Annotated in this window: 22 protein-coding genes; 11 read left to right on the top strand and 11 right to left on the bottom strand. The window is 49.1% G+C overall.

Annotated elements, in window-relative coordinates:
• The first annotated feature begins 5 nt into the window (after positions 1–5).
• Entirely contained in the window at positions 6–1274 is a 1269-nt protein-coding gene (locus EYR25_RS11510) for a sensor histidine kinase (RefSeq protein WP_011718007.1), read from the top strand.
• A 28-nt stretch (positions 1275–1302) separates the two neighbouring features.
• Here EYR25_RS11510 and EYR25_RS11505 read toward each other — a convergent pair whose 3' ends face one another.
• Positions 1303–1611 (bottom strand): DUF1289 domain-containing protein, encoded by a 309-nt coding sequence (locus EYR25_RS11505; RefSeq protein WP_133180212.1) that lies wholly within the window; start codon positions 1609–1611, stop codon positions 1303–1305.
• A gap of 157 nt (positions 1612–1768) precedes the next feature.
• On the opposite strand from EYR25_RS11505, the gene EYR25_RS11500 reads away from it, so the two are divergent.
• Entirely contained in the window at positions 1769–2305 is a 537-nt protein-coding gene (locus tag EYR25_RS11500; protein ID WP_133180210.1) for a DUF4136 domain-containing protein, read from the top strand.
• Between the two features lie 178 nt (positions 2306–2483).
• Here the strand turns inward: EYR25_RS11500 and cysM are convergent, their stop codons facing one another.
• Positions 2484–3362: a cysteine synthase CysM gene (gene cysM, locus EYR25_RS11495; protein ID WP_133180208.1), complete on the bottom strand. Its 879-nt coding sequence runs from the start codon at positions 3360–3362 to the stop codon at positions 2484–2486.
• Between the two features lie 206 nt (positions 3363–3568).
• On the opposite strand from cysM, the gene cysP reads away from it, so the two are divergent.
• From cysP to EYR25_RS11475, 4 genes are all read left to right on the top strand, one after another.
• Entirely contained in the window at positions 3569–4576 is a 1008-nt protein-coding gene (gene cysP, locus EYR25_RS11490; protein WP_133180206.1) for a thiosulfate ABC transporter substrate-binding protein CysP, read from the top strand.
• 183 nt (positions 4577–4759) lie between these two features.
• A complete protein-coding gene (gene cysT, locus EYR25_RS11485; RefSeq protein WP_088210373.1) occupies positions 4760–5605 on the top strand; it encodes a sulfate/thiosulfate ABC transporter permease CysT in 846 nt (281 codons plus the stop codon).
• Positions 5606–5614: 9 nt separating this feature from the next.
• Positions 5615–6484: a sulfate ABC transporter permease subunit CysW gene (gene cysW / locus EYR25_RS11480; RefSeq protein ID WP_011627003.1), complete on the top strand. Its 870-nt coding sequence runs from the start codon at positions 5615–5617 to the stop codon at positions 6482–6484.
• Positions 6481–7611: a sulfate/molybdate ABC transporter ATP-binding protein gene (locus tag EYR25_RS11475; protein WP_133180204.1), complete on the top strand. Its 1131-nt coding sequence runs from the start codon at positions 6481–6483 to the stop codon at positions 7609–7611. The genes cysW and EYR25_RS11475 overlap by 4 nt, the downstream gene beginning before the upstream one ends.
• A 114-nt stretch (positions 7612–7725) precedes the next feature.
• On the opposite strand, the gene EYR25_RS11470 is transcribed toward EYR25_RS11475, so the two are convergent.
• The 4 genes from EYR25_RS11470 to EYR25_RS11455 all read right to left on the bottom strand — a co-directional run bounded on the left by EYR25_RS11470 (position 7726) and on the right by EYR25_RS11455 (position 12004).
• Positions 7726–8871 carry an HlyD family secretion protein gene (locus tag EYR25_RS11470; protein WP_023267928.1) on the bottom strand — a complete coding sequence of 382 codons (1146 nt, stop codon included), beginning with the start codon at positions 8869–8871 and terminating at the stop codon, positions 7726–7728.
• 1 nt (position 8872) lies between these two features.
• Complete coding sequence (locus EYR25_RS11465) at positions 8873–9289, bottom strand: DUF3302 domain-containing protein (RefSeq protein ID WP_133180202.1); 417 nt, start codon at positions 9287–9289, stop codon at positions 8873–8875.
• A gap of 540 nt (positions 9290–9829) precedes the next feature.
• A complete protein-coding gene (locus tag EYR25_RS11460) occupies positions 9830–10285 on the bottom strand; it encodes a hypothetical protein (RefSeq protein WP_133180200.1) in 456 nt (151 codons plus the stop codon).
• A 231-nt stretch (positions 10286–10516) separates the two neighbouring features.
• On the bottom strand, positions 10517–12004 hold the full coding sequence (locus EYR25_RS11455) for an AAA family ATPase (protein ID WP_133180198.1): 1488 nt from the start codon (positions 12002–12004) through the stop codon (positions 10517–10519).
• 217 nt (positions 12005–12221) lie between these two features.
• Between EYR25_RS11455 and purT the strand changes: the two genes are divergently transcribed.
• The 4 genes from purT (at position 12222) to EYR25_RS11430 (ending at position 18578) form a co-directional block, all read left to right on the top strand.
• Positions 12222–13397 carry a formate-dependent phosphoribosylglycinamide formyltransferase gene (purT, locus tag EYR25_RS11450; protein ID WP_133180195.1) on the top strand — a complete coding sequence of 392 codons (1176 nt, stop codon included), beginning with the start codon at positions 12222–12224 and terminating at the stop codon, positions 13395–13397.
• Between the two features lie 225 nt (positions 13398–13622).
• On the top strand, positions 13623–15092 hold the full coding sequence (locus EYR25_RS11445) for a DUF3142 domain-containing protein (protein WP_133182834.1): 1470 nt from the start codon (positions 13623–13625) through the stop codon (positions 15090–15092).
• Positions 15082–17361 (top strand): hypothetical protein, encoded by a 2280-nt coding sequence (locus EYR25_RS11440; RefSeq protein ID WP_133180193.1) that lies wholly within the window; start codon positions 15082–15084, stop codon positions 17359–17361. Before EYR25_RS11445 ends, EYR25_RS11440 begins: the two co-directional genes overlap by 11 nt.
• A 914-nt stretch (positions 17362–18275) precedes the next feature.
• Positions 18276–18578, top strand: coding sequence for a hypothetical protein (locus EYR25_RS11430; protein WP_133180191.1), 303 nt, complete (start codon positions 18276–18278; stop codon positions 18576–18578).
• Between the two features lie 510 nt (positions 18579–19088).
• On the opposite strand, the gene EYR25_RS11425 is transcribed toward EYR25_RS11430, so the two are convergent.
• From EYR25_RS11425 to EYR25_RS11405, 5 genes are all read right to left on the bottom strand, one after another.
• Positions 19089–20042, bottom strand: a complete 954-nt coding sequence (locus tag EYR25_RS11425; protein WP_133180189.1) for a D-2-hydroxyacid dehydrogenase — start codon at positions 20040–20042, stop codon at positions 19089–19091.
• Between the two features lie 46 nt (positions 20043–20088).
• Positions 20089–20733 carry an outer membrane beta-barrel protein gene (locus EYR25_RS11420; RefSeq protein WP_133180187.1) on the bottom strand — a complete coding sequence of 215 codons (645 nt, stop codon included), beginning with the start codon at positions 20731–20733 and terminating at the stop codon, positions 20089–20091.
• A 55-nt stretch (positions 20734–20788) separates the two neighbouring features.
• Positions 20789–21577, bottom strand: coding sequence for a co-chaperone DjlA (gene djlA / locus EYR25_RS11415; protein ID WP_133180185.1), 789 nt, complete (start codon positions 21575–21577; stop codon positions 20789–20791).
• A gap of 98 nt (positions 21578–21675) precedes the next feature.
• A complete protein-coding gene (gene murU, locus EYR25_RS11410; protein WP_133180182.1) occupies positions 21676–22344 on the bottom strand; it encodes an N-acetylmuramate alpha-1-phosphate uridylyltransferase MurU in 669 nt (222 codons plus the stop codon).
• Positions 22341–23432 (bottom strand): aminoglycoside phosphotransferase family protein, encoded by a 1092-nt coding sequence (locus EYR25_RS11405; protein WP_133180180.1) that lies wholly within the window; start codon positions 23430–23432, stop codon positions 22341–22343. Before EYR25_RS11405 ends, murU begins: the two co-directional genes overlap by 4 nt.
• Before the next feature lie 115 nt (positions 23433–23547).
• On the opposite strand from EYR25_RS11405, the gene lptD reads away from it, so the two are divergent.
• Complete coding sequence (lptD, locus tag EYR25_RS11400) at positions 23548–25845, top strand: LPS assembly protein LptD (protein ID WP_133180178.1); 2298 nt, start codon at positions 23548–23550, stop codon at positions 25843–25845.
• The last annotated feature ends 200 nt before the right edge of the window (positions 25846–26045 follow it).

The raw sequence follows: 26045 nt of genomic DNA, 5'->3' as shown, positions 1-26045 counted from the left end.
CTGCCGTGAAACGTCTCTTTATCAGCTTATATTTACTGCTGAGCCTCAGTTTTCTAGGCATAGGCTGGACACTGGACAGCCTGTGGCAGAAAAATGTGGACGAAAATAATGCGTTAGACGCTCCTCTGGTTGCGTTAGCCCAGTTGCTAACCCAACTGCCAGAGGAGAATCGTAACGACTATCTTGAGGCGCTGCCCAGCCATGATCAGTTGCCCCTTAATCTGCTCAGCCCAGATCAAATTGCGCTAGCCAAAGACCAACAGCTCACGCCCAATCATGTGGTTACCACCACAACCAGCGAGGGCGAGCAATTCCAGTTTATTCAAGTTGGCGAGCAAGTGTTAATGGCAGGTCCCATAGAGATAGACCCTAGAGCCTCACTGCGGAATCTGTTTACGCTGTTTTTCTATCTCTCGTTGGCATTGGTTGCGCTGATTTGGGTCGGCCCGTTGTCGCGTGATTTGAGTATTCTACGTAAGGCCACCAAGGATTTTGGCGAGGCCAAATGGGATACACGCATTAGCCTCTCAAACCGCTCGCAGGTTAAACCCTTAGCGAACACCTTTAATGAAATGGCGCGCCATATCAGTGCGTTAATCGAAAACCAAAAACATTTATCCAATGCGGTTTCCCATGAGATCCGCACCCCACTCGCACGGCTGAAATTCGCCCTCGCCCTAATGCCGATGTACTGCCAGCCCGATTCTGACGAGCAAAAGCGTCAGGATTTTCTCAATGAGATGCAGCTCGACATTAAGGAAATGGAAAACCTGCTGCAGGAACTGCTAACTTACGCCAGTCTTGAGGCTCAGCGCGAAGGCACGCCTTTAGACGAATACGATCTGCTTAGCTTAGTTAACCAGAGCATCAAACGCTTGAGCAGCTTAAGTGATACCCCTATCCACTTACAGGCGGAGATGACAACTCTCCCCTTGGTCGGCGAACCCGCTCTGATTGAACGCGCACTACAAAACCTGCTGACCAACGCCCAGCGTTTTGCTCGCCAGCAAATATTGATTGAAGTCAGCCAAACCCCGCAAAGGGTGACTTTAAGTGTCAGTAATGATGGGGAGCCTATTCCAGAGGTGGATTTACCTATGGTGTTCGAGCCCTTTTATCGCAGCCAATCGGTGCAAAATGGTAACAAGGGTCATGGCTTAGGTCTGGCGATTATCAAACGAATTATGCAGCGTCATCAGGGCGAAGTGAGCGTCAGCAGCAATCCCACTCAAACGCGTTTTACCTTAAGCTGGCCGAAGAAGCGGGAAATCTAAGCCCTTAAGTATCGCTCTCAAAGTTAGATTATTCATCGAGGTCAAAATCCCTGAGGTCTAACTCAGCGGCGTCTTGCGGCTCAAAATCGAGTTGTGGATTAAGCGCCGCCCTCTCCTGCTCAAGTGCTTGCTGACGAGCTTTGTATAAGGCCAACTGCCGCCGACGTTTACGTTGGTGGCATAAACGGATCACATCATGCTTTTGGGCATCGGTGAAGTGCAACCAATTGAATCGCTCCTCACGATTACGCAGGCAACCTTTGCAATAGCCGCGGGCATCGGTTTGACACACACCGATGCAGGGACTAGGTATTTCGAAAAAGGCTAACTGTTCCATGATGTTGAGCGACTCTACCAGTTAAGCATCTAAAATACGTGACCTTAGATACACAAGTAAAACAATACAAAAATTAAACACTTTTCACTAAATTACTTGCAGTCTTACTGTTAATCAAGGCACATTGAACAGAGTTTGTACAACTTGGAGTGCCATCATGGGATACAAAAATATCGCCAGTCTGTTTGTCGCCTTGGTCTTAGTCAGCGCCTGCAGCAGTAAGCCGAAAAACGATTACGATCTCAATTACGACTTTAAGGCATTACAGAGCTTCAGCCAGCTCGCTCCCCAGCCCAGTGACGACCCACTCAGCGCCCAGCGCATTCAAACCGAAATCACCCAGCAATTAAGCCAAAAGGGCTTTACTGAAAATGCCTCTTCCCCCGATTTTAAAGTCGCCTATGGTTTACTAACTCAAGACAAACCCAAAGACTCAGGCCTATCCATAGGCTTAGGCACGGGCAGTTTTGGCCGTTCTGGCGGCATTGGCGTAGGTACGAGCGTCGGCGTGCCGCTTGGCAGTGACACGGCAAAAATCCAAACTATTCAAATTGATATTATCGACACTAAAACTAATAAGCTGATTTGGCGCGGCACTGATAGTTTCGATTTTGATGGCGGCGGCGATAAAAAAGCTCAAGACACAGCCAAAGCCGTTAGCCGGATTTTGGCGCAGTTTCCACCGCAGCCATAAGCCTGATTAAAACGGCACTGATTGATCTGATGGCGGTTAGCCCTTGATGGTGTAAACCATAATGACTTTAACCATTAATGGTTTAAATCACTGTGGCTTATACAATAGGCAATAAAAATGGGCGATAAACGCCCATTTCTATTGCCGAAGAAAAAACAAATTTCTATCTAAGTTAGGATTAAGAAAATAACCCAGATGACAGATAACGGTCGCCCCTATCACACACAATTGCGACTACAACGGACCCCGGATTCTGCCTCGCAATCTCGAGCGCCGCAAACACCGCGCCGCCAGAACTCACACCTGCACAAATACCTTCTTCACGGGCCAAGGTTCTCGCCATGGCTTTAGCGTCTTGCTCCTCAATGTCCATCACGGTATCGACACGGGCAGCATCAAAAATACCCGGTAGGTATTCCTGCGGCCAGCGGCGGATCCCCGGAATCGAACTGCCATCGGCGGGTTGTAGCCCGACAATAGTGATATCGGGATTACGGCTCTTTAGGTATTTCGACACGCCCATAATAGTGCCTGTGGTACCCATGCTGGAGACAAAGTGAGTGATCTTACCTTGGCTCTGCTGCCAAATTTCGGGACCAGTGGTCTGAAAATGGGCGTTAGCATTATCTTGATTATTGAACTGATCCAGCACCTTACCTTTGCCTTGTGCCTGAAGATCTAAGGCTAAATCCCGCGCGGCTTCCATATTGTCCACCAGCAGCAACTCGGCGCCATAGGCCTGCATGGCATCCTTACGCTCCTGGGTCGAATTCGACGGCATGATCAGGATCATCTTGTAGCCTTTAATCGCCGCAGCCATGGCTAAGGCTATGCCCGTATTGCCACTGGTGGCTTCAATCAGGGTATCCCCGGGGGCTATCTCTTGGCGAAGCTCCGCCTGAATAATCATATTCAGCGCCGCTCGATCCTTTACCGAGCCAGCCGGGTTATTCCCCTCCAGCTTTAACAATACCGTTGAGCTACCACAATCAAGCCGCTGCAAACGCACCAGCGGAGTTTGCCCAATACAGGCTTCAATAGTCGGAAAGTCAAACACTTGAATGATCCTTTTGATAAAGCGATTCAGCATAGGGTTATTTTAAGGGGGTTAGCCACAACAAACACGATGAATCTCACCTGAAGCATACAATTATTCGCTCATAGTTATTCAAAAAAGTTCTATTAATGTGGCTTTTTATAAATAAAATCTTCTATTACTCTATTCCTATACACTGACACAGTTGCCAGATTAAGGAGTACAAAATGCCAGTAAAATTGACTAAAGCCCTGCTGGGAACCCTATTACTGGGAACCACCCTCAATGTGGCAGCCGCCGATCAGACACTATTAAATTCCTCATACGATATCGCGCGGGAATTATTTAATGCCTATAACCCTGTTTTTGCTAAACATTGGCAAGAACAAACCGGCAAGACCGTTGAAATCAAGCAATCCCATGCGGGTTCTTCCGCTCAGGCTCGCTCGATTCTTCAGGGCTTACCCGCCGATGTGGTGACCTTTAACCAAGTCACCGATGTACAAATTCTGCATGACCGCGGCAAGTTAATCCCAGAAAACTGGCAACAACTGCTGCCGAATGCCAGCTCACCTTACTACTCTACCATCGCGTTTTTGGTGCGTAAGGATAATCCAAAGCAAATCAGCGACTGGAATGATTTAGCTAAAGATGACGTTAAGCTGGTGTTCCCGAACCCAAAAACCTCGGGTAATGCTCGCTACACCTACTTAGCAGCCTTAGGTTATGCCCAGAAAAACTATGGCAAAGATAATCAAGCCTCATTAGATGAGTTCTTGAAGAAGTTCCTCGGTAACGTTGCCGTATTCGATACGGGCGGCCGTGGTGCAACCACGTCGTTTGTAGAGCGTGGCATCGGCGATGTGCTGATCACCTTCGAATCTGAAGTGAACAATATCCGTCAGCAATATGGTGCCGATGATTACCAAGTTGTCGTGCCTAAAACCTCGATTCTGGCGGAATTCCCCGTTGCCGTCGTAGAGAAAAACGCAAAGCGTAACGGCACTCAAGAATTAGCGACCGAGTATTTAAACTATCTTTACAGCGAAGAAGCACAACGTTTGTTAGCCGGGTTTAACTACCGCGTTCACAACGAGAAGGTTGTTGCCGAATTTACCAAACAGTTCCCAGCGGTTGAGTTAATGACCGTTGAGCAAATCATAGGTAACTGGGACAACGCCATGAAGACCCAATTTGCCAATGGCGCCAAACTGGATCAGTTATTAAAACGTTGATCATCCGCTTGGGTACCTAAGTCACCAAATCCACAACCCGGGCAATGTCCCGGGTTTTGTGGTTATATTGCGGCAACGGACAAGGTCGCTATCACAAGTTGTCTTTATCGCGATTGAGCAATAACGTGCTAATGGCATAATAATATTGGATTAACTCCATTAACCTTATCGGGTGGTTATTCAGTGATATTTAATAATGGGCGCTTACGCCACAAGCGGGTTTTGCCGGGGTTTAGTATCAGCCTAGGTGTGTCTTTACTGTTTGTTAGCTTAATTCTCTTGCTTCCCACCACTGGCCTGATTATGCAAACCAGCCAGATGAGCTGGGCCGAGTATTGGGGCGTGATTGCAGATCCCCGCGTGCTGGCAAGTTATAAAGTCACTATTTTATCTGCACTGGCCGCCTCCCTGTTTAACTGCCTTTTCGGCCTGTTACTCGCCTGGGTGTTGGTGCGTTACGAGTTTCCGGGTAAGCGTATCCTCGACGCCTTAGTTGATTTACCCTTTGCCTTACCTACAGCCGTGGCGGGTATCACCCTAGCAACTCTGTACGCAGAAAATGGCCAGATTGGTAGCCTATTGGCCGAAATTGGCATCAAAGTGGCCTACACACCATTGGGGATTGTGGTTGCGATGATCTTCACCAGCATTCCCTTCGTAGTGCGAACCGTTCAGCCCGTATTGGAAGAGTTATCCCACGATGAAGAAGAAGCTGGCATGACCTTAGGCGCAACCGATGGTGCCGTATTTTGGCGGGTGATTTTACCTTCCCTCTGGCCTGCCTTAGTGGTCGGTACTGCGCTGTCTTTTACCCGCAGTCTGGGTGAGTTTGGCGCCGTGATTTTTATCGCAGGTAATATGCCCTACATCAGTGAAATCACCTCCCTGATGATTTTCGTTCGTCTACAGGAATTTGATTTTGCCGGCGCCAGCGCCATTGCCTCCGTCGTGCTGCTGACCTCGCTGTTGCTGCTACTGCTGATTAACCTGTGGCAGGCGCGTTATTTACGCCGCATTCACGGCCGATAAGGAGCCACCATGAACTCATTTAAACCTTTAAGAGTCGGTGAAGCGCCCCTCATCAAATGGAGCCTAATCACCCTTGCTGTGTTCTTGGCCATGGTATTGTTGCTGCTACCATTAGTCAGTATTTTCCAGCAGGCCTTCGTCGGTGGTTGGGAGCGTTATATCGAGCATCTCAGCCAACCCGACTCACTCCACGCCATCGGGCTGACCCTTATGGTCGCGGCGCTGACCGTGCCGATTAACTTAGTGTTTGGGGTATTGCTCGCCTGGAGCGTAACGCGCTTTGAGTTTCCGGGGCGTAAGTTACTCATCACCTTGATTGATATTCCCTTTGCCGTATCGCCCGTGGTCGCAGGCTTGCTCTATCTGCTGCTTTACGGCAACAGTGGCTGGCTCGGCGCTTGGCTGTTCGAACACGATTTACAAATTATGTTTGCCTGGCCGGGGATTCTGTTAGTCACCATTTTCGTGACTTGCCCTTTTGTTGCCCGAGAATTAATCCCCTTGATGCAGCAACAGGGCGCATCGGAGGAAGAAGCCGCGGTTATTCTTGGCGCCTCATGGTGGCAACTGTTTCGCCGCGTGACTCTGCCCAATATCAAGTGGGCACTGATTTATGGGGTGATCCTCACCAACGCCAGAGCCGTGGGTGAGTTTGGTGCCGTTGCCGTAGTATCTGGCAATATCCGCGGTGAAACCAACACATTACCTTTGCATGTGCAATTACTTTACGAAGATTATCAGGCCGAAGCCGCCTTCGCGAGCGCGTCACTGCTTGCCTTGATCGCCCTATGTACCTTACTGCTAAAAGCCTTAGTAGAGTGGCGCCAACAACGCAGCTTATCCGCCAATGACAACCAAGAGCAGAGCCAATCATTATGAGTATTCGTTTAACTAATATTTCCAAAAAATTTGGCCAATTTCAGGCGCTCTCGCCGCTCAATCTGGATATTCAAGAAGGCGAGATGATAGGTCTTCTCGGTCCTTCTGGCTCGGGTAAAACCACCCTATTGCGGATTATTGCCGGCCTTGAGGGTGCGGATAGCGGCCAAATCCATTTCGGTAATCGCGATGTGACCCAAGTGCATGTGCGCGACCGCAGAGTCGGGTTTGTGTTTCAAAACTACGCCCTGTTCCGCCATATGACGGTCGCCGACAACGTCGCCTTTGGGCTCGAAGTCATTCCGAAAAAACAGCGCCCGTCTAAGGCTGAAATCCAAAAGCGCATCAGCCATTTACTCGAAATGGTACAACTGGGCCATTTAGCACAGCGTTACCCTGAGCAGCTCTCGGGCGGACAAAAACAGCGTATCGCCTTGGCCCGTGCCTTAGCGACTCAGCCCGAAGTGCTGTTACTGGATGAGCCCTTTGGCGCCCTCGATGCCAAGGTGCGTAAAGAACTGCGCCGCTGGTTGCGCAGTCTTCACGATGAGCTGAAATTCACGAGCGTGTTTGTGACCCACGATCAGGACGAAGCCTTAGAGCTTTCCGATAGAGTGGTGGTGATGAGCAACGGCCATATTGAGCAGGTCAATACTCCGATTGAGTTGTACGCCCAACCCAATAGCCGCTTTGTGTTTGATTTCTTGGGTAACGTCAATCGATTTGAGGCGAGCTGGCAACAAAATCGTTGGACTAATGGTGACGCCTTCTTAGTGCCGCCGGAGCAAACACCACTGCAACAACACGGCGCGCTCTATGTGCGTAGCCATGAGCTGGCACTGGCGGATAAACCCAACAGCCAAGCCCATATTCCCTTTACCATAGTGGCAATAACACCGGTGGGCGCAGAAGTGCGTGTCGAACTGGCGCCTATCGGCTGGCAGAGTGAAGAACTGTGGGAAGCCACCTTTACCCACCATCATCTGCAAGAATTAGGACTGCAAAAAGGCAGTGTGGTCTACGCCACCCCAAGAACGGCTTATTTCTTTGGTGAACAAGGTGATGGCTCGCCTGTGCGTCAAAGCTGGCCCTTCCTCCCGCCGGGCAGCTTGGCCTTCGATATTTAATCGCAGCCAGCATTCGCATAACAAAAAAGCGCTGACAGTCATGTCAGCGCTTTTTTTATTCACTCTTGGCAGCTTAACACCAGCTCCGAGCGAAGTCGTTAGCGTAAAACTCCACTAGTGCCCATCGAAGAACAGATAGTTTAGCCAGCCCTGCATCCGCAGCAGCACTTTACGCATCACGGCGACATGGTGAAAATGTTCTGTATACACAGCCACTTGTCCCGCAACGCCCGCCGGGAATTGGCGACGTATCGCGTCATCTTCAATATCGATTAATACGATAACCCGACCACTTTGGAACAGTTGATTAGACGACTGCAGCGTACCATTCATCTGAATTTCCCCCTCAGCCATCGCAGGGAGAACCTTAGCGACTTTACCCTTAAACACTTGCCCGGGCGCCGCATCTAATACCACTTCTGCCTCATCCCCTTCCTGCAAACGCAGCAGGGAGTTTTGCCAGAATGCGCCAGCAAAATAACGCTGCTCGTCGGGGATAAAACTCATCACCGGCCGTAAAGGTAAAGGCACCGCCATCGCACCTGGGCGCAGCGCCATTTGGGTGACAATACCATCGGCCGGAGCCCGCACTACGGTTTGCTCGAGATTATAGAGCGCGCTTTCAAGATCCCCCTGTAGTCCAGCAACTTTAGAATTCACCCCATCCACATTGGACTCATAGGCAAGACGTGCGCGTAACTCTTCCGCTCGTGCCGCTGTAAGTTGTGCTTCAGAGGCTAAATACAATTGTTGTTTATTGTCTAATTCCAGTGCAGTAAAAGGCGAGTTAGCCCCACCTTTACGATGGCCTTGTTCATAACGATCATAGGCTGACTTATTGCGATCTCTATCTGCGGCAACTCTCGCCACATTTGCCTTAGCGGTTTCCAATGCTGCCTCAAGTTGTGGCACCTCTTGCTCTGCTGCTAACAACGCCGCTTTTTTAGTTTTAACAACAGCTTCATAGGGCGTTGGATCGATGCGAAACAACACATCCCCTTGTTTAATCGGCGTATTAGGTTTGACATCAACAGAAGTGACTATACCTTTCACAGCTGGCGTAATGGGAATGGTCACATAGTATTCCCGCGCGAAACGGGAATAGGGATGGTTGTAGTTCATTATAAGCAATAGCGCCCCAATCAACACTACGCCCCCTAATACGGCGGTCGGCACTGTCCATTTATTCATTGGGATCTTAAACACTTTAAAAATCACAATGCAGATCGAGGCGTAGGTTAATATCAGTAGTAAATCCATGTTACACCTCGGCTTTTGGGCTAGTTTCGGTCACACTGGCTTCTGTGGGTATTGCCTCGGATTGCTTCACCACCGCAGGTTTAGCTGTCGATTCCAGTTGTTCAAGCTTTGTCTGCAAGGCCAATACCGTTTCCCTAAGCGCTTTAACATCATCCTCCAACGCCTGCTCGCGCTTCATCACAGTGCTAAATCCCCAGCCTCGATCCTCTCGATACAAGGTCGCCCAAATCCATAAAAAAGGCCAAATCGCATGTAGCGTGAATAAACTGACCCAGCCAGCGATATGCAATGCATCCTGCTGGGGATGATTGCGCTTTTTCGCAATTTCATAGGGGATATCGTGGATGGCAATCACGCCATAGAAGATCACCACTATGACAAAAAACAAAATGCCTAAGGCAAAATAATCCAAAAACATGTTCAGCTCCCACTCCCTTCCCGCTCTTTATTTCGGTTAGAAATCAATTCCCTTGCCGAAACCGCCCTTTACCAACTGTATCCATCAATGTGCAGCACAATATAGTTCTACACCATGAAAACAAATTCGCAACAAATCCATCTAAATAGCTTGATCAAAAACACAATTGTTTATTTCGGTGCGGCTAATGGCATCCAAAGATGCACTATCAGTAACGACGAATTGCGATAGCTAAGGTGAGATTGTTGTTTGCCAAATGCAGCAAACGGCGGGGCTAAGATAGCTCAAAAGCCTAGGCCTAAGCCTTTTGTTTTGAGAAGGCGCTAGCGTGAGTGAGCAACGCGTAACGTAAGCAAAGACAAGATTTGCAGTAAGCTAATATCAGCTTAGGTTTTTATGGGGAAACACCCGATGGTGAGGCGAGCACACCAAGGCTGGATAACAATATGATGGCTCACTCTGGGTATTAACCCAAAAATACAAAACCCAAGTGTTTAATTTAAAACGTATTTAATATAAAAATATTTAACTTCAAGCGAGTTAGCATCGTTCTTGCCACTGACACTCGACTAAATTGAACTCATAGTGGCTATCATGGGGAGCGATATTGGCGTTTAATTTAAAGCTTTGGCCACCCGCGGCAATCCAGCATTTAGAGAACCATTCAATAAGCGCGTTTGTTGCAATCTGCCAGGGGTCAAGATCTTCATCCTTTTCGATATATTCCTCTTCAAATTCATCTGGATAAACATGGTCTATGTCGAGTAAATGAGGATTAACTGGCGAGGCGTATGTAGCCTTGCCATCGATATCCATAAAAAATACCCGCACCGGGAATTGGGATGAAAAACTATCGGCAAAGATCTCAAATGCCAGCGTGACTACCTCTTGGGGATAGTCATGCTCAATCAATTGCTTAAGAACGGGCTGTAACTTATCGGTGAGATTGTCTAAGTAGCCACCGACTTTTTCTGTAAACTCTTGCTCGATACTCATCTCTTCCCTGCTTATCATGCTGTACAACACAAACGGCAAATATTACTCACACTAGAAAACTTGCGATTAGAAACTGAAAAATAATCCATATCGACCAGCAAGTTAACACCGACGGTGGTGATTTCCAACTCTTTCCTCAACCACAAGCCAACACTAATATCTAAAGTCGCTTTATGGCGGATAAGAACTGGATCCCCCATAAACCACAGCAGAACAATCAGCCAGCCTTGCCTACTCATGGGCATTGACTGTGCGCCCCGCGGCCCATTGTCTTAGGGCATTAATCTTATCGCCCATCACTATGGATAAAGGTTTAGTTTTGGTCAGCTCTTCTAGCAACATGTCTTGGTCGAGCGTTCGCGCTAAACTGCGGGCGCTGTACATGGCGGCGATCACGGCCTGCTCGATTTCAGCTCCCGAAAACCCTTGGCTGTGGCGCGATAGCTGCGCAAGGTCGAGCCGAGTCACATCAATACCGCGGCGCTGGCAATGGATCAGGAAAATCGCCTTACGGATGGTTTCGTCGGGTAAATCGACAAAGAAGATTTCATCCATTCGCCCCTTACGCATCAGCTCGGGCGGCAGCGCTTGAATATCGTTGGCGGTGGCGACCACAAATACCTCGGACTTACGCTCCGCCATCCAAGTTAACAGTGTGCCAAGAATGCGGGTCGAAGTGCCCTCATCACTGCTACTGCCGCTTAAGCCTTTCTCTATTTCATCAATCCAAAGGATACAGGGCGACATCATATCGGCCAGCTCGAGGGCGTTGCGCAAGTTCTTTTCAGTTTCGCCTATGTATTTGTTATATAAGGCGCCCATATCGAGTCTGAGCAAAGGCCGTTGCCACACACCCGCTACAGCCTTGGCCGCAAGGCTTTTACCACTGCCCTGCACCCCGAGTAATAGCACGCCCTTTGGAGTATCGGGTTGTACGGCAGCCTTGGTATCAGTGGTTGCCTGCACCGCGGGCGCGCGCTGCTTTAACCATTTTTTGAGATTATGTAATCCGGCAATCTGCGAAAAATCACTGGTGTCGTACTCAAATTGCAATATGCCGTTGAGGTCGAGCAACTGGAATTTGGCTTTGTTAATAAGGTCCACATCCGAATGGGTAATGGCGCCATCATCCACAATGGCCTTGTGGATCAATCGTCTGGCATCATCTAAGGTCACACCGCGCAGGTTTTCCGCCAGTTTAACCACGGCTTTATCATCCACAGTGAGCGGCATGCCTTGGCCGCGCACTTTATCCACTTCAAGGTAAATCAAATTCTCCAGTTGGGAGGTGCTCGGCAGAGTGAGCTGAAAATAGGCGCAATAACGCTTAATTTCGGGCGGGATCTCAAAGGCATGACTCACTAGCACCAGCGTATGTTGCAGCGCATCGTATTCGAGGGCGATTTCTTTCAGCAGACGGACATTCTTTGGCGCATCAATCACAAAGGGATGAAAATCACAGAGCACATAAATCCCCTGCTGGGTCGTCGATTTAATCTGCCCCAAGATATCGCCAGGTTCAGTATTAAATTTCTGTGCAGGCATAGGCTTATCAACCCGCGTGAGCCCTTGGGTAATACTCCAAGTAAATAGCGGCTGATAGAGTACATTCGCGATTCGCTTAAGCATGTCAACAACACGATATTCTTCATAGGTTTCAATCACCACGATGGGCGTTTTAGAGCGTAGTACAGCGGTCAAATCGCGAATGTCTTGCATATCTTAAGTCCATAATCCGTTATGAAACCAAAAGTTAACATAAAACACCGCTACAAACAGGATTTTTACCACACCCAAGCACTAATCACCCTTAAATAGCTTGATCGAAAACACAGTTGTTAATTTCAGTCTCATGCTTTAGCGCCAATCGGGGTAGACTATGGCCCAAGAACGTCCGAAGGCGTCAATTATCCCAATATAAAAAGGTACCCACACCATGATAGGAACTCCTTACACCGAGGGCGCTCGACGCGCCATGTTGCTTGGCTGCGGTGAGCTAGGTAAAGAAGTCGCCATTGAGTTACAACGCTTAGGCGTTGAAGTGATTGGCGTCGATCGTTATCCCAATGCCCCTGCCATGCAAATTGCCCATCGCTCCCATGTGATCAATATGCTCGATGCCAAGGCCCTTCGCGCCATTATTGAGCTAGAAAAGCCCCACTTAGTGATCCCAGAAATTGAAGCCATCGCCACTCAAACCTTAGTCGAGATGGAAACCGAAGGCCTCAATGTCGTGCCGACCGCACGTGCGACTCAGCTGACCATGGACAGAGAAGGTATTCGTCGCCTCGCAGCCGAAACCTTAGGTCTGCCGACCTCGCCCTATTTCTTCTGCGACACTGAAACCGAGTTTAATCAAGCCATTGGCAAGATTGGCGTACCCTGCGTGGTCAAACCCGTGATGAGTTCATCGGGCAAGGGCCAAAGCGTTATCCGTGATGCGGCCCAAAGCGCCAAAGCTTGGCAATACGCCCAAGAAGGCGGCCGCGCGGGCGGTGGTCGCGTTATTGTTGAAGGCTTTATTCCCTTCGATTACGAAATCACCCTATTAACCATTAGTGCGGTTAACGGCATCCACTTCTGCGCGCCAATTGGTCATCGACAAGAAGACGGCGACTACCGCGAGTCATGGCAACCTCAAGCCATGTCGGCCGACGTACTAGCAAAATCCCAAGCAATCGCCAAAAAAGTGGTGGAAGCCCTCGGCGGCTACGGCTTATTTGGGGTCGAGCTGTTTGTGAAGGGCAGCGATGTCTACTTCTCTGAAGTCTCGCCTCGTCCGCATGATACCGGCTTAGTCACCTTAATTAGCCAAGATTTATCCGAGTTTGCACTGCATGTCAGGGCGATTCTAGGGCTGCCCATTTCGAATATCCACCAACATGGCCCCAGCGCCTCGGCAGTAGTATTGGTGGAAGGCAAATCGAAAAACATTCGCTATCAAGGTCTTGCCGATGCCTTGTCCGCAGAGAATACTCAGCTCAGATTATTCGCTAAGCCTGAAATCGATGGTCGCCGCCGTTTAGGGGTTGCCCTCGCCCGCGATAAGGATATCGAAAGCGCAGTCAACAAAGCGCTGGATAGTGCATCTAAGGTAAAGGTGATTTTCTAGGCTTGAATGCTTAACGACTTGTCGCTAACACCTTTGCGATAATCACTGCGCCCAGCCTGTTGCTGGGCGCGTTATTAAGGTATCAAAGCCGAGTAAACTGCCATACTCACTTCTACTCAAATTGATTTCGCGTCTAATGCAAAAGCTTGATGCAATCCAAGGTGGTTTTGAGGCATAGTAGACCTCTATTTGGCACAATCCACGCTAGGCTTTTACTCTGATCCCATGGATTTACGCAGTCGTTATTCCTCTCTCTTTCCCTCTAGGCGCACTCAGTTCAAACACTTTGAGGCCAAGGATTTTGAGCCTAGACGCTCAAAATCCTTGCAAGCGATACATAGCACCTTTTCCCTGTTACTGGCGTTATCCTTTGGCTCAGTGTCCCTTGGCGCCTGTCAGCCAGCAAATCAAGATACATCGAGCAGCAAGGCAGACACCGTCGCCCAGCGTAAATTAAGCCAAGAAGTGTATGTCTGGCAGCGGCAATGGCGCGATGCCAATCAAAGCGCCTTGGTCGAAAGCCAAAGCGCGTTTAATGGCGTGCGCATTCTTGCATTACAAGCCCATCCCAAACCCAATGGCGCGGATATCTGGTTCGAAGTGCGGGTCAACCATGAATGGTTACAGGCCGATCCACGCCCTAAAGTGGCGGTAATAAGATTAGATGGCCAACTAACGCGTCTAAATAATCGCGAAGCTCTCCAAAAAATTCTCGCGCTCATTCAAGACTGGCAGGCAAAGGGCACCAAGCTTGCGGGAATTGAAATCGACCACGATAGCGCCAGCAGTAAACTCGCAGCCTATAACGCTTTTTTACGTGAGTTAAAAAGCCAATTACCCCACACGCTTAAACTCAGTATTACCTCATTGCCCGCTTGGTTGAGCAGCCCGGCGTTTCCGCCGCTATTTGATAATATCGATGAGCTGGTACTGCAAATTCACAGTGTCAGTGACCCACGTTTAGGGTTGTTCGATGCTACGCAAGGTTGGCAATGGGTCGAGCAGCTATCGCAGTTAGCTAAGGTACCCTATCTGATTGCCCTCCCGTCCTATGGCTCGGCGGTGTATAGCACAGCATCAGGTTATCGAGTGGAGAGTGAAGTGCCGATGCGAATGCCATTGGCTGATACTGTAACTTCGCAGCATCTTGCGCGCCAAGAGCTGATGGCCGATCCACAGGTGTTGCAGTCCTTCGTTAAAAAACTGCACACCTTTACCGACCCCAAGCTTAAGGGAATGATTTGGTTTCGATTACCCCTCGAAGGCGATAAGCGGGTTTGGCCACTCTCGACCCTGATTGCGGTCGCCAAGCAGCAAGCACTCGCCCCGCAGATTGAGCTAGAAATCTTAAACACTGAGCCCAGGCTCGCACCTGAGGCACCGAAAACCAGCTTATTTCAATTAGTGTTAGTCAATAAGGGCAATATTGCGGGCGAGTTGCCGGGCCAGTTGTCCCTAGCGGCGCAGGCGTGCAGCGGGTATGATGCGCAAAACGGTTATCAAGCCAAATTAACCCAAGGGACATTAGTGTGGCAGTTACCGCAAGCCACCTCAACGGAACGCACAGCAGAGCCTGCCTCCTCGCAGTTTGCGCCGAATTTAATCTCAGCGGTCGAGCTAAGCCCAAACGGGCGTAGAGTTATCGGTTGGGCACGTTGTGAGTCATTATATTTACAGGGAATTTATGCGCCATAAGTCAAATTCATTGCCAGCGAAGGCCATTCCGTGCTGGAAAACCAAATTAAAACAAACCAGCCTGATTGGCTTAAGTTTCTTCTCCCCTGCGCTATTAGCCTGCGGGCCAGACTTTCCGCTGCAATTAACCCAAGACAGGCAGTACAACCTAAGCTATTTACCGCAAACCAGTTTTAGCCAACAACTTAGCGGTTTAGCAAAACCACTGGCTTGGCAGTTTCAAGATGCGCCTGCTGCGCAGGAATACCTCTGGGATGAGGTGCATAGTCGCTATCTTTCCCAGACTCGCGCCTATGAAAACAGCGAGTTACCCGAGGCTCAGCTCACGCTAGTAAATAGCCTGCGTGATGCGCAAAGCGTGGCAGAGGCCGAGCAAATCGCCGCACAGTTAAAAGAGAGCTTAGCGCCCGCCTTAACTTGGTACAGCCTTGGCGCCATGGCGTTTGATGCCAAAGAGTACGATAGGGCCAGCGATTACTTTAAAAAAGTCATCGCCCTACCTGAGAGTGAGCGCGCGGGTCGCAGCCTATGGGCACTGTATAGCTTGTCTCGTATCGAGCTGATAAAAAGCAAAACCGCCAGCGATAATAGCCATTTTGTTCAAGCCAATGCTTACTTGCAGCAACTACAAACTGAGGTGACTCAAGGCGCCGCCGATCCGCTGCGCTTAAGCTTAGCTGGCCTTGGCGAACAGGCTTATATTCTGCTGCATCAAGGCCAAGCTCAAATTGAAGTCACTCGTGGGGAATATGAGCCGCCCAAGATAGATGTGGCCTTAAATCCTGCTACCTTAGATAAAGTCATTGAACTCTATGCCACCCAGTCGGTGCAGGGCGACAGTAGCGGTTATGATTCGCTACTGATGTTAAGCCGCAGTTTAATGTCTAAAAATATCAATGAGCTAAAACCATTATTACAGCAGCCGAGTGTGCAACAATTGCTCATTGCTTACTGGCAGAGCAGTGCCAATGATTTCGCCTTCGACGGACAACTGATGGAGATGGGCCAAAAGGTTGCCGAAATCCTCACTGTATTCCCAACCGATGGTGTAGTACTGAGCCAGGGTGATAAGTTAGCGGCGATTTACTATCAATTGGGTGACTATGCCAGCGCCGAGCGCATGCTGGCACTCGCCAAACCGAGCGGCTTGACTTGGTGGCTCACGGCGAAGCTTATGCTGCAAAAGGGGGACCAAGCCCAAGCGGCTAAGGCCTATGCCCAAGCAGTGCATCACTTTCCAACCGATGCGACTTCAGGCACTGAGCATTTAAATGCTAAGGATACCCAACAACAGGCCATCGACGCCGATGCCCAGCAAGCCACCTATTGCCGTATTCGCGCCGAGCAGGGCGTGCTATCCCTCGAACGTGGTGAATATGTCGATGCTCTAGGCCAATTACTCGCCAGTGGCGATGAGTATTGGCAGGATATCGCCTATGTGGCCGAGCGCGTGCTCACCACCGCCGAGCTTAAGCTGTTTATCGACAAGCATGTGCCGGTAATGACTTTCGAGTATCCCAAGGACAGCGATTGGTACGACAGTGTCGAGCCAATCAACAACCGCCTGCGTTACTTACTGGGTCGCCGCTTGCTGCGTGAAGGCGCGATTGCCGAAGCGCCTGTTTATTTCAGTAATCCCACACTCAACGCCAACGTGCAGGAGTATGGCAAGGCGCTGACCACAGCCAAGAGTAGCAAGGGCATTGAGAGCGCCCGCGCCTATTGGGCGGCTGCCGAACTCGCGCGTCATCAAGGCATGGAAATCTTAGGCTTTGAATTAGCGCCGGATTATTCGATTTACGCCGGGATGTTCGACCTAAGGGATTGGTACGCTGCGGATAAGCTCAGCGATAAAGAGCAACAACGCATCAGCGCCAGCCAAGCCATTCCCGATAAACGCTTCCACTATCGTTACCAAGCAGCCGAGTTGGCAAACAAAGCAGCCGATCTCGTGCCCCACAACAGCCAAGCCTATGCTGCACTATTGTGCCAAGCCACAGGTTGGGTGTTATATCGCGATGATGAACTCGCCCGCCGCTACTATAAAAAATACGTCGCCAATGGTCCCTTTGTGCCTTGGGCGGAGAATTTTGGTACGCAATGTGAAACCCCAGATTTTGACCGCTCCGTCGAACGGGAAAAAGCCAACCAAATCGCCAAGTGGAATGCGATTTACCACAAACTCAAAAAGCCTGTGGCCGTTAGCTTTGCCATCATCGCCGCCCTACTCGGTGCTTACGCGTGGCGCAGAAGAAAGCATAAGCAGTAAAAACACAAAGCGCCTTTCTTATAAACCACAAGAAAGGCGCTAAAGCTAAGCTGATGAATTGCTGGAATACAGGGAGAATTGCCATTGTTTTCCCAGTGACACGCCATGAATATGTCCTTATAGGCTCGACGGCGGCATCTGCAACACATGGAAGTGTAAATGCCGCGTTCACATGTATGTGAAAGAGCGGCCATGCCGCCAACGGTCACAGTTGCTACAATGGCAATCCTAACTATCCCTCTAGCTGCTCGTTCAGCTAAAAAGATATTGCCCCAAAACTTGTTAGCACACGTTTGTTAGTTCTGGTCTTTACGAAAGAGTTACCCTACAAAATCTCATCTATTAGCCCTCCACTTTAATGCTTCTCTATAACAGCCGAATCCTGGTTAGATATACAGTCATATCGTATTACGCTAGTTTTTGAGGGTTTTGAGAGCAACATACGTGCGCGTTTTTCCAGATGGTGTATTTGGCAGAAAGCTGATAAGTTCTTTGCATACAGCTAGTTAACCGTGCGCATTTTTACTGGTCTAACGTGATAAACGCGCATGCGCACNAATAAAATGTTATGTGGCGGAGGTATCTTCTGAAACTCGGTAACTTCTTGCTGTATTGGAATAGTCATAGAATCGCAATTTTTACCATTGTATTCGTTGCTGCTGTGCCTGCGAGTTTGATTGCTTATGAACATGGTGTAATGAGAGGGGTTCTGTTTTTTATTGGTGTTGTCTGCCTTTTTCTTGTGGCAACTTTTATACCTTTCAGGAAATCTTTGAGATCAAAGTATGGTAAAAGCCCATTTTATTAAAAGCTCACATAACATTCCGCGTCATTCGGGGCCTGCGGCCCCTGCGACGCTCACGAGTTCGCGCGCATGCGCGGGGCGTCATGTGAAATGAGAGCGGAGTAAGAAAGTGCATACACATTTATACAAAAAGGAAGATTGGCCTTTCGATTTTAGTGACGACACTCTAGCGGTCACAACAAAGTATGTTATGAATGGAGATCGACCAATAGTTGAGGTTCTGCACTGGGATGACGGTGGTTGGCAATTTATGTGTAACTCCACCAATGACTCAGATGACGGAATGGTTATTTGTATGGGTTGTATATTCGAAAAATTTCCTTGGATTTCTAGGTTTAAAGGGTTGAAGTCGGGTTATCTATCTTTTTATGAAATAGAAAGTGGTGAGTGGGTAATTCAAGAAATTGAATAAATAAAACTGTCGCACATAACAAAGTGCTGCAACTCGCGCACTGCGTGCGCTGGACAGTTTGTAAGTCGCGGCTTTGTGGTTTTGCTGCGCAAAAGTAATCCACAAAACCACAACTTACAAACTGCCGTTGAGCACGGCGTTATCTCCATAGAAATTTTCATCCGAAACTGACAAGTTAAAGCAAAGGGGCAATCACTCTTTTGTCCCAAAACATTCGGTGTATTTCTTTGTTAATACTCACATGCGACGCCGATGCTAAACAGGTGAGCTATGGTGGTTTGCGAGACGACCGTCCGCCCCATGGACGGGGCGGTCGAGCATCCACGGACGGACTCGCTGCGCGTCGGTGAGCGAATACCATGGCTCACCTATAACTCAGCACTTAAATATCGTCTCCCCCAAATTTTATGCCGTTAAGGGAACTATCCAACACATTTTTCCCCCTTCAATTCCAACTGCATTTCTTTGGAATGAAAACGTTTCCTACAAGAACAACCTAACCCACAAGCCTTATGGATTCACCCAATTAACTCGCTCGCCAGCTAAATAGGCGCTGAGATTTGCCGTCGCGATATTAAGTAAGTTCTGCCGTGCTTCTTTGGTTGCCCAGGCATTGTGGGGGCTGATACTGATATTCGGCGCAGTGAGTAGCGGATTATCTGCACTCGGTGGTTCGGTTGAGAGAACATCGACGCCGGCAAAGACTTTGCCCTGCGTTAATGCCGCCGCCAGCGCGGTCTCATCGATTAAGCCGCCGCGCGCGGTGTTGATCAGTAGCGCCTGCGGCTTCATTAATTCGAGGGTTTGGGCATTAATTAGCTCGGTCGTTTCAGGAGTGAGAGGACAATGTAGCGAGAGAATATCGGACTCCTTAAATACCGTATCACGGGATGTCCAACTCACTCCTAAGAGTAAATTGCTGGGCTCGGTGCGGGTATTCACTAATACCTTCATGCCGAAGGCTAAGGCAAGTTTAGCGACCTGCTGGCCAATATCCCCATAACCAATCAAGCCTAAGGTTTTGCCTTTGAGGGATTGCAGCGGCATTAAGGTGAAACAAAAGTCACTGCAATTGCTCCACTGCCCTGCGGCAACGGCTTGATGGTGCGCCGCAACCGCTTGCGTGTGATGCAAAATATGGGCAAACACCATTTGCGCGACGGCATCGGGGCCATAGGCGGGTACGTTGGTGACCACTATGCCTAACTCTTTTGCAGCGGCGAGATCCACCACGTTAGTGCCGGTGGCGAGCACACCAATATATTTAAGCTTAGGCAGTTGGGCTAAGGTGTTGGCATCGAGGGGCGTCTTGTTGGTGAGCACAATTTCGGCATCCTGAGCGCGGGGGATAATCTCGGCCGAGGGAGTGCGGGCAAAACAGCTAAAATCGCCCAATTCGCTGATAGCCTGCCAACTTAGGTCCCCAGGATTTAAGGTTTCACCATCGAGTACGACTATTTTCATCTTTACCTCTTAACTGCGTTTGCGCCTTGCCCATAAAGCTGGAGAATTAAAAACTGAGTTTGACCCCAAGATTAGCTTGCACTTGCCACATCACATCCGACGTTACATGCCATAGGCATTGGTCTTCATTACAAAAAAGCGAGCTGTCACTGTCGATAAAGGTCGCGTAGCCTCGCAAGTCAGCAAACAGCGCGAAGTTTTGCGTCATGCGATATTCGGCGCCGCCACCAATGCCCATGGAGAAGCGGGTTTCCGTTGACCAATCATCGGGCATCATCCGAGTTACCCCGGCACTGGCGGTAATGTAGGGCTGAAAATCGCCACTTGGGAAGAATAAAGTACCGCCAAGGTGGATATAGTCCACATCTAAGGAGGCGACTAAGTCTGGGGTAAACAGGCCACCGCTTTTCAGCTCGGAGGATTGGCGACTGTAGAGCAGGTAAATATTGCCGGGATCGTTAGTACCAATCCCTAACATGATGCCGTAATGACTTGCCTCTTCGATACCCACACTCTGCTTATTATTGGTTTCAGCCTTGTTAGCATCGAGTTCATTGATATCGAACGAGCTGCCGCCAAAGCTGTAACCACCGTAGGGGGCGACAAACAGCTCGGGTTCGGCATAGGTTGGTAATGCGAGGGTTAGAGGTAATAAACCAGCTATCACACTTAATCGGTTAACGTATTTCATCTTAATCCCTTATCTGTCGTTATTATTCCCTGCGTCGACAACGTTAACCGAAGCGTTAGCGCATGCCGCGCTCCGATTTCACCCTGTCGTACGCAGCTTGGATATCCTGCGCCTTACGATTGGCTATTTCCATCATCTCGGGTGGTAACCCCTTAGCGATTAACTTATCGGGATGATGTTCATTCATCAACTTGCGATAAGCACGCTTGACCTCTTGATCCGTCGCCTCGGCATTAATACCGAGCAAATGGTAGGCGTCGGTAATCGAGGTTTTATTTCCATTAGAGGTTTGGTGGAAACGGTATTCCGCTTGCCAACGTTTAAGTAATTCATCGAGTTGCCCACGACCATAACCTAACTCTTGGGCCACCGTCATCAGGATTGCATGCTCAGCGGGATCGAGCTCACCGTCCGATAAGGCGGTTTGAATTTGGATCTCGATAAACATTTGCACCAGCTCTTGGCGACCTTGGGTCACGGCGCGAAAGGCTTGTAAGCTGCTACGCAGGTCAAAGTCAGGCTCTTTACCCTCACGGAACGCCTGCTGCGCCTCTTTACGGGCTTCACCTGTTAAGCGCATCTGATCCATCAACATAGTCGCGATACGGATATCGGTCTCAGTCACTCGACCCGACGCCTTGGCCACATGGCCCATCACCGCGAAGGTGGTGTTAAAGAATATCCCCTGTCGATTCTTGGCCTGACCTAAAAGCTGACTAAAACTGGCGCCACCACCAGCGCGTTTGTCGTAGAGATGCCCAAGCCATAAGCCCAGTAGCGCACCGAAAATACGGCCAAACATAAACCCGATAACAAATCCAAAAAACTTACCCCAAAGGCGCATCTTAATTCCCAATTTGATAATTTATTCAGTCACTCAATCGACATAGCGAGTGAAACCCTTCACTCAAGGCGCTCAACGTTAGGCGATATGCCTTATCATTACGCCAGCGCAGACTCTAATGCTTGCAGACGTGCAATCGTCCCGACATCGCACCAGAGTCCATTAAAGTGTGCACCAGTGATCAGGCCATCGGCCATTTTAGCCCGCAGCAAAGGCCCAAGGGCAAAGGCACCATCCGGCGTGCCGTCAAATAATGATGGCCGATATAAACCCATCCCAGAGAAAGTGTATTTTTGCTCACCCAGTTCACGTACAAGGCCCTGTTCCAAGGCAAAGTCACCGTTAGGATGTTGCTCGGGATTCGGCACCAACCATAAATGCGCCAAAGCAGTATCCGCTAAGGGGACAATCGTCGGCAAGGCATCGATAAACACATCACCATTGAGCACTAAAAACGGCGCATCCGAGTCGCCGTCAGTTAGCAAAGGCAAGGCTTGTTTAATTCCGCCACCGGTCTCGAGGGCCGATACTTCGGCGCTATATTGGATCTTGACCCCAAAGGCATGACCATCCCCTAAGGTTTCTACCAGCTTATGCCCAAGCCAAGCGTGGTTAATCACAATATCGACAATCCCCGCCGCGGCCAACTTCTCGATATGGTACACAATCAGCGGTTTACCTAAAACGGGCACTAAAGGTTTAGGCAGGGTGTCGGTTAAGGGGCGTAAACGCTCTCCCCTGCCTGCCGCCAGGATCATTGCCTTCATTGCTTGTCTCCCTGCTGAGTCTCTTTTCCCTTGGGCGTAAACGCAGGCACTATGCGCGATTGCACCCAAGCGGAAAATGGTGTGAGCGCAGGATAAAGGCTGGCGATATCAACAATGTACGACAAGGTTAACGGAATATCGGCCATATAGGCCGGCTTGTTGTCCCGATAATGTAAACGCGCAAAAATCCCTGCGGCCTTGATATGGCGCTGCAGCCCCATTAAATCAAACCAAGTTTGATACTGGGTAAAGGATGTTTGTGCGGGAATTTGCCCCAACTCAAGCACTTGATGATAATGCTGCTGCATTAATTCCTGCACCATGGTTGGCGGCCAACGCACATAGCAATCCCGCAGTAAAGACACAGCATCGTAGGTTACAGGCCCGAGCACCGCATCTTGGAAATCAATCACGCACAACTCGCCCTCTTTTAGCATCAAGTTACGGCTGTGGTAATCGCGGTGCATGCCCACCTTAGGTTGCGCGAGGGCATTTTCCACCAAGAGGTCAAAGCTTTCTTCCATAAGCGAGCGTTCCTCGTGGGTGAGTTCGAGCTGTAAATGCCTGTCTAACAGCCACTCGGTAAAGATCCCCAACTCACGGCGCACAAACGCCTCGTCATATAAAGGCAATGGCTGCGTAGTGCCAGTAACAGGGTCAAGGCTATCAACTACTGAGGCCACCTGAGGCAACAATGCCAAGGCGCGGCGATAGTAGTCCGCGACATTCGCATCGGTCAGCACTGACAATAACTGAGTATCCCCAAGATCGCTCAGTAGCATAAAGCCTTGCTCGGCATCGGAGGCGATGACTTTTGGAACTGTCAGTCCCGCCGCCGCATAGGCATTGGCGAGGGCGATAAAAGGTGCGATAGGCACTAAGGTAGGCGGCGAATCAGCAATAATGTAGCTCGCATCGCGGTCCGTGACCCGGAAATAGCGCCTAAAACTGGCGTCACCGGAAATCAGAATTGGAGTCACATCATAGGAAAAATAACGGTTCAGCCACTGATTAAGGGAAATAAATCTCGAGTCGGATAAGGTCATTTCATGGCTCTTATAGAAAAATTGCTTTATTATAGCTGGCATATAATTTGGAAACAGCTAAGAAATTGAGAGATTTATTTGCTGCGTTGCACTTGTAGTTTGCAACTTTCCCCGTCGATACTTGTCCAGACAAAGAAATCATTATTATTGACCTAAGATGCAGATCCGTTACTTTCTGGCCTTGAGCCTGTTACCGCAAGTTGTCCTGGCAGACGAATCTCCCACAGCCTCAGCGTCACAATGCGTCATTGAACCGCCAGTACCTCGTATCGTATCTCAACCCGGCCTGAGCGCAGCTGACAAAGAGAAAATTCGTATCGTTTCGGACAGTTCAAACGCCGAGATGGGCAAACAAGCCATTTTTACCGGTGATGTAGTCTTCAGCCAGGGCGACAGGCACATTGCCGCCGATGAGGCAATTCTCGACCAAGCGACCGAGCAGTTTGATGCCAATGGTAACCTAGTTTTCCAAGACAGCAATTTTACTGTTACCGCCGACTCACTTCAGGCACAAATGCGCAGCAATCGCGCGACCCTAAAGGGTGCACAGTATTGGTTGCATGGTCAACAGGTTCACGGTGATGCCGAAAAGCTGCAAATCACCATCAACAACAACCTGATCTTAACCAACACTAACTTCACGACTTGCCCGCCAGACAATGTTTCTTGGCTGCTCGAAGCAGAAAAAATCAAGATTAACAGCGAAGAAGAATGGGGCGAGATTTGGAATGCTAAGCTAAGAGTTGCCGACATTCCGGTGTTCTACATTCCTTACATGACGGTGCCAGTTTCCGATAAACGTAAAACCGGCTTCCTCTACCCAAGCTTTAGCACCAGCACCACTAACGGTTTTGAAGTTTCCGCGCCCTATTATTGGAATATCGCGCCGGAATACGATCTCACCTTTACACCTAACTATATGTCTAACCGTGGTTTATTCACCAAGACAGAGTTTCGTTATCTCGCGGGTGAGGCTCAAAATGGCCGCTTGAATTTAGAATATCTGGGCAACGATCAGATGATCAGCGGCAGCCCAAGCCGTTACCTTTATAACTGGCAACATCAAGGCGCCATCGATAAAAACTGGCGGGTACTCGCTAACTTTACCGAAGTGTCAGATAACAACTATTTCAATGACTTAAAATCTGATGTTAACCGCGCGACCGATAACCAGTTATCGCGGATTGGCGAAGTCAGCTACTTCGAACGAGATTGGGATATCAGCACCCGGGTGCAAGATATTAAGGTACTAGGTGAGGACGAAAAACCATATCAAGTGATGCCGCAGGTAAACTTTAACTACCGCGCCGCCGACTTTTGGAATAACTTGGACTTTGGCTTCAATTCAGAGCTAACAAACTTTGCCCACCAAGATGACAATGTCAATACCGCTACTCGTTTGCATATGGCGCCTAGCTTAACATTGCCAATCCATGGCCCTTCGGGTTCGTTAACCAGCCAAGTTAAACTGATGCAGACCAACTACTGGCAAGAAAAAAACAACAGTGGATTCGATGAATTAGACGACACTGTCAGCCGCACCATTCCGCAGGTGCGAATTAATGGTCAGATCAACTTCGAGCGTTTTACCGAACTGTTCGATCAAAACTACCGCCAGACGCTCGAACCTCAGTTCCAATATTTATACGTAGGTTATGAAGATCAGCGTGGCATAGGCATTTACGATACCGCCCAGTTACAGGACGACTACTTCGGTCTGTTCCGTGACCGCCGCTTCTCCGGCCTAGACCGTATCGCCGATGCTAACCAAGTCACTCTTGGTGTCACAACCCGTTTATTTGATGATCACAACCAAGAGGCGACTAAGTTCAGCCTCGGCCAAATTATCTATCTGCAGGACAGTAAGCTAGGTTACGAAGACAATATTTTCGAACAAAATCAATCTACATCAGTATTAGCTGCCGAATTAGATACTCGCTTAAGCCATGATTGGTATTTAGGCGCTGCGATTCAGTACGATACCAATACCAGTGATAACAAGAAAACCGAAGTTACCTTAGACTTCCGTCCTGAGGTCAATAAGCTCTTACAACTCAGTTATCGTTATGTACCGGATCTGCTGAACTCCAACACCAACGATCTGGTAAATATTTCCCAAGCGGGTGTGCGTGGAGCATGGCCGATTAACGACAGCCTGTATTTTGTCGGTAACTGGTACTACGACCTTAACGAGAGTCGCAGCATAGAAACCTATACGGGTTTCCAGTATGAATCATGCTGTTATGCTATTCGTCTCAGTTATCACTATCGCATTAAAACCAACTACGATGACAATATTGGTTCAGCCGCAATCAATGACCGTGAGCAATTTGAAAGCGGTGTTTACTTGAATTTAGTCATCAAAGGACTCGGTGGTTCAGGCCCATTAGGCGTATCGGATATGCTCAATGATGGTCTGTTTAACTACAGAAAACCGCTTTATCTGAGGAATTAGCAAAGATTTGTGGTAGATTGCTGAACCTCAACAAGGACTGAGAGTCCAAACAGGTTAATGAAAGCCGTGCGCTCCCCCAAAAAGAGTTTAGGAACGCACGCTTTTAGAGTTACTAACAAAAGAACATTTAGGCAACTCACTGTAATTTCGATATAAATGGTAAAGTTAACTTAAATAAGCCGTCGAATTTGACCTTAGAA

Source organism: Shewanella decolorationis, assembly GCF_004354305.1.
Classification (GTDB): domain Bacteria; phylum Pseudomonadota; class Gammaproteobacteria; order Enterobacterales; family Shewanellaceae; genus Shewanella; species Shewanella decolorationis.
Note: the sequence above shows the minus strand (reverse complement) of the source record. Positions and strands in the feature narration are given on the sequence as shown.

Coding starts and splice junctions, on each gene's coding strand:
- EYR25_RS11505 (WP_133180212.1), bottom strand. CDS start 1,611: ATGGAACAGTTAGCCTTTTTCGAAATACCTAGTCCCTGCATCGGTGTG.
- EYR25_RS11500 (WP_133180210.1), top strand. CDS start 1,769: ATGGGATACAAAAATATCGCCAGTCTGTTTGTCGCCTTGGTCTTAGTC.
- cysP (WP_133180206.1), top strand. CDS start 3,569: ATGCCAGTAAAATTGACTAAAGCCCTGCTGGGAACCCTATTACTGGGA.
- cysW (WP_011627003.1), top strand. CDS start 5,615: ATGAACTCATTTAAACCTTTAAGAGTCGGTGAAGCGCCCCTCATCAAA.
- EYR25_RS11475 (WP_133180204.1), top strand. CDS start 6,481: ATGAGTATTCGTTTAACTAATATTTCCAAAAAATTTGGCCAATTTCAG.
- EYR25_RS11470 (WP_023267928.1), bottom strand. CDS start 8,871: ATGGATTTACTACTGATATTAACCTACGCCTCGATCTGCATTGTGATT.
- EYR25_RS11465 (WP_133180202.1), bottom strand. CDS start 9,289: ATGTTTTTGGATTATTTTGCCTTAGGCATTTTGTTTTTTGTCATAGTG.
- EYR25_RS11460 (WP_133180200.1), bottom strand. CDS start 10,285: ATGAGTATCGAGCAAGAGTTTACAGAAAAAGTCGGTGGCTACTTAGAC.
- EYR25_RS11455 (WP_133180198.1), bottom strand. CDS start 12,004: ATGCAAGACATTCGCGATTTGACCGCTGTACTACGCTCTAAAACGCCC.
- purT (WP_133180195.1), top strand. CDS start 12,222: ATGATAGGAACTCCTTACACCGAGGGCGCTCGACGCGCCATGTTGCTT.
- EYR25_RS11445 (WP_133182834.1), top strand. CDS start 13,623: ATGGATTTACGCAGTCGTTATTCCTCTCTCTTTCCCTCTAGGCGCACT.
- EYR25_RS11440 (WP_133180193.1), top strand. CDS start 15,082: ATGCGCCATAAGTCAAATTCATTGCCAGCGAAGGCCATTCCGTGCTGG.
- EYR25_RS11425 (WP_133180189.1), bottom strand. CDS start 20,042: ATGAAAATAGTCGTACTCGATGGTGAAACCTTAAATCCTGGGGACCTA.
- EYR25_RS11420 (WP_133180187.1), bottom strand. CDS start 20,733: ATGAAATACGTTAACCGATTAAGTGTGATAGCTGGTTTATTACCTCTA.
- djlA (WP_133180185.1), bottom strand. CDS start 21,577: ATGCGCCTTTGGGGTAAGTTTTTTGGATTTGTTATCGGGTTTATGTTT.
- murU (WP_133180182.1), bottom strand. CDS start 22,344: ATGAAGGCAATGATCCTGGCGGCAGGCAGGGGAGAGCGTTTACGCCCC.
- EYR25_RS11405 (WP_133180180.1), bottom strand. CDS start 23,432: ATGCCAGCTATAATAAAGCAATTTTTCTATAAGAGCCATGAAATGACC.
- lptD (WP_133180178.1), top strand. CDS start 23,548: ATGCAGATCCGTTACTTTCTGGCCTTGAGCCTGTTACCGCAAGTTGTC.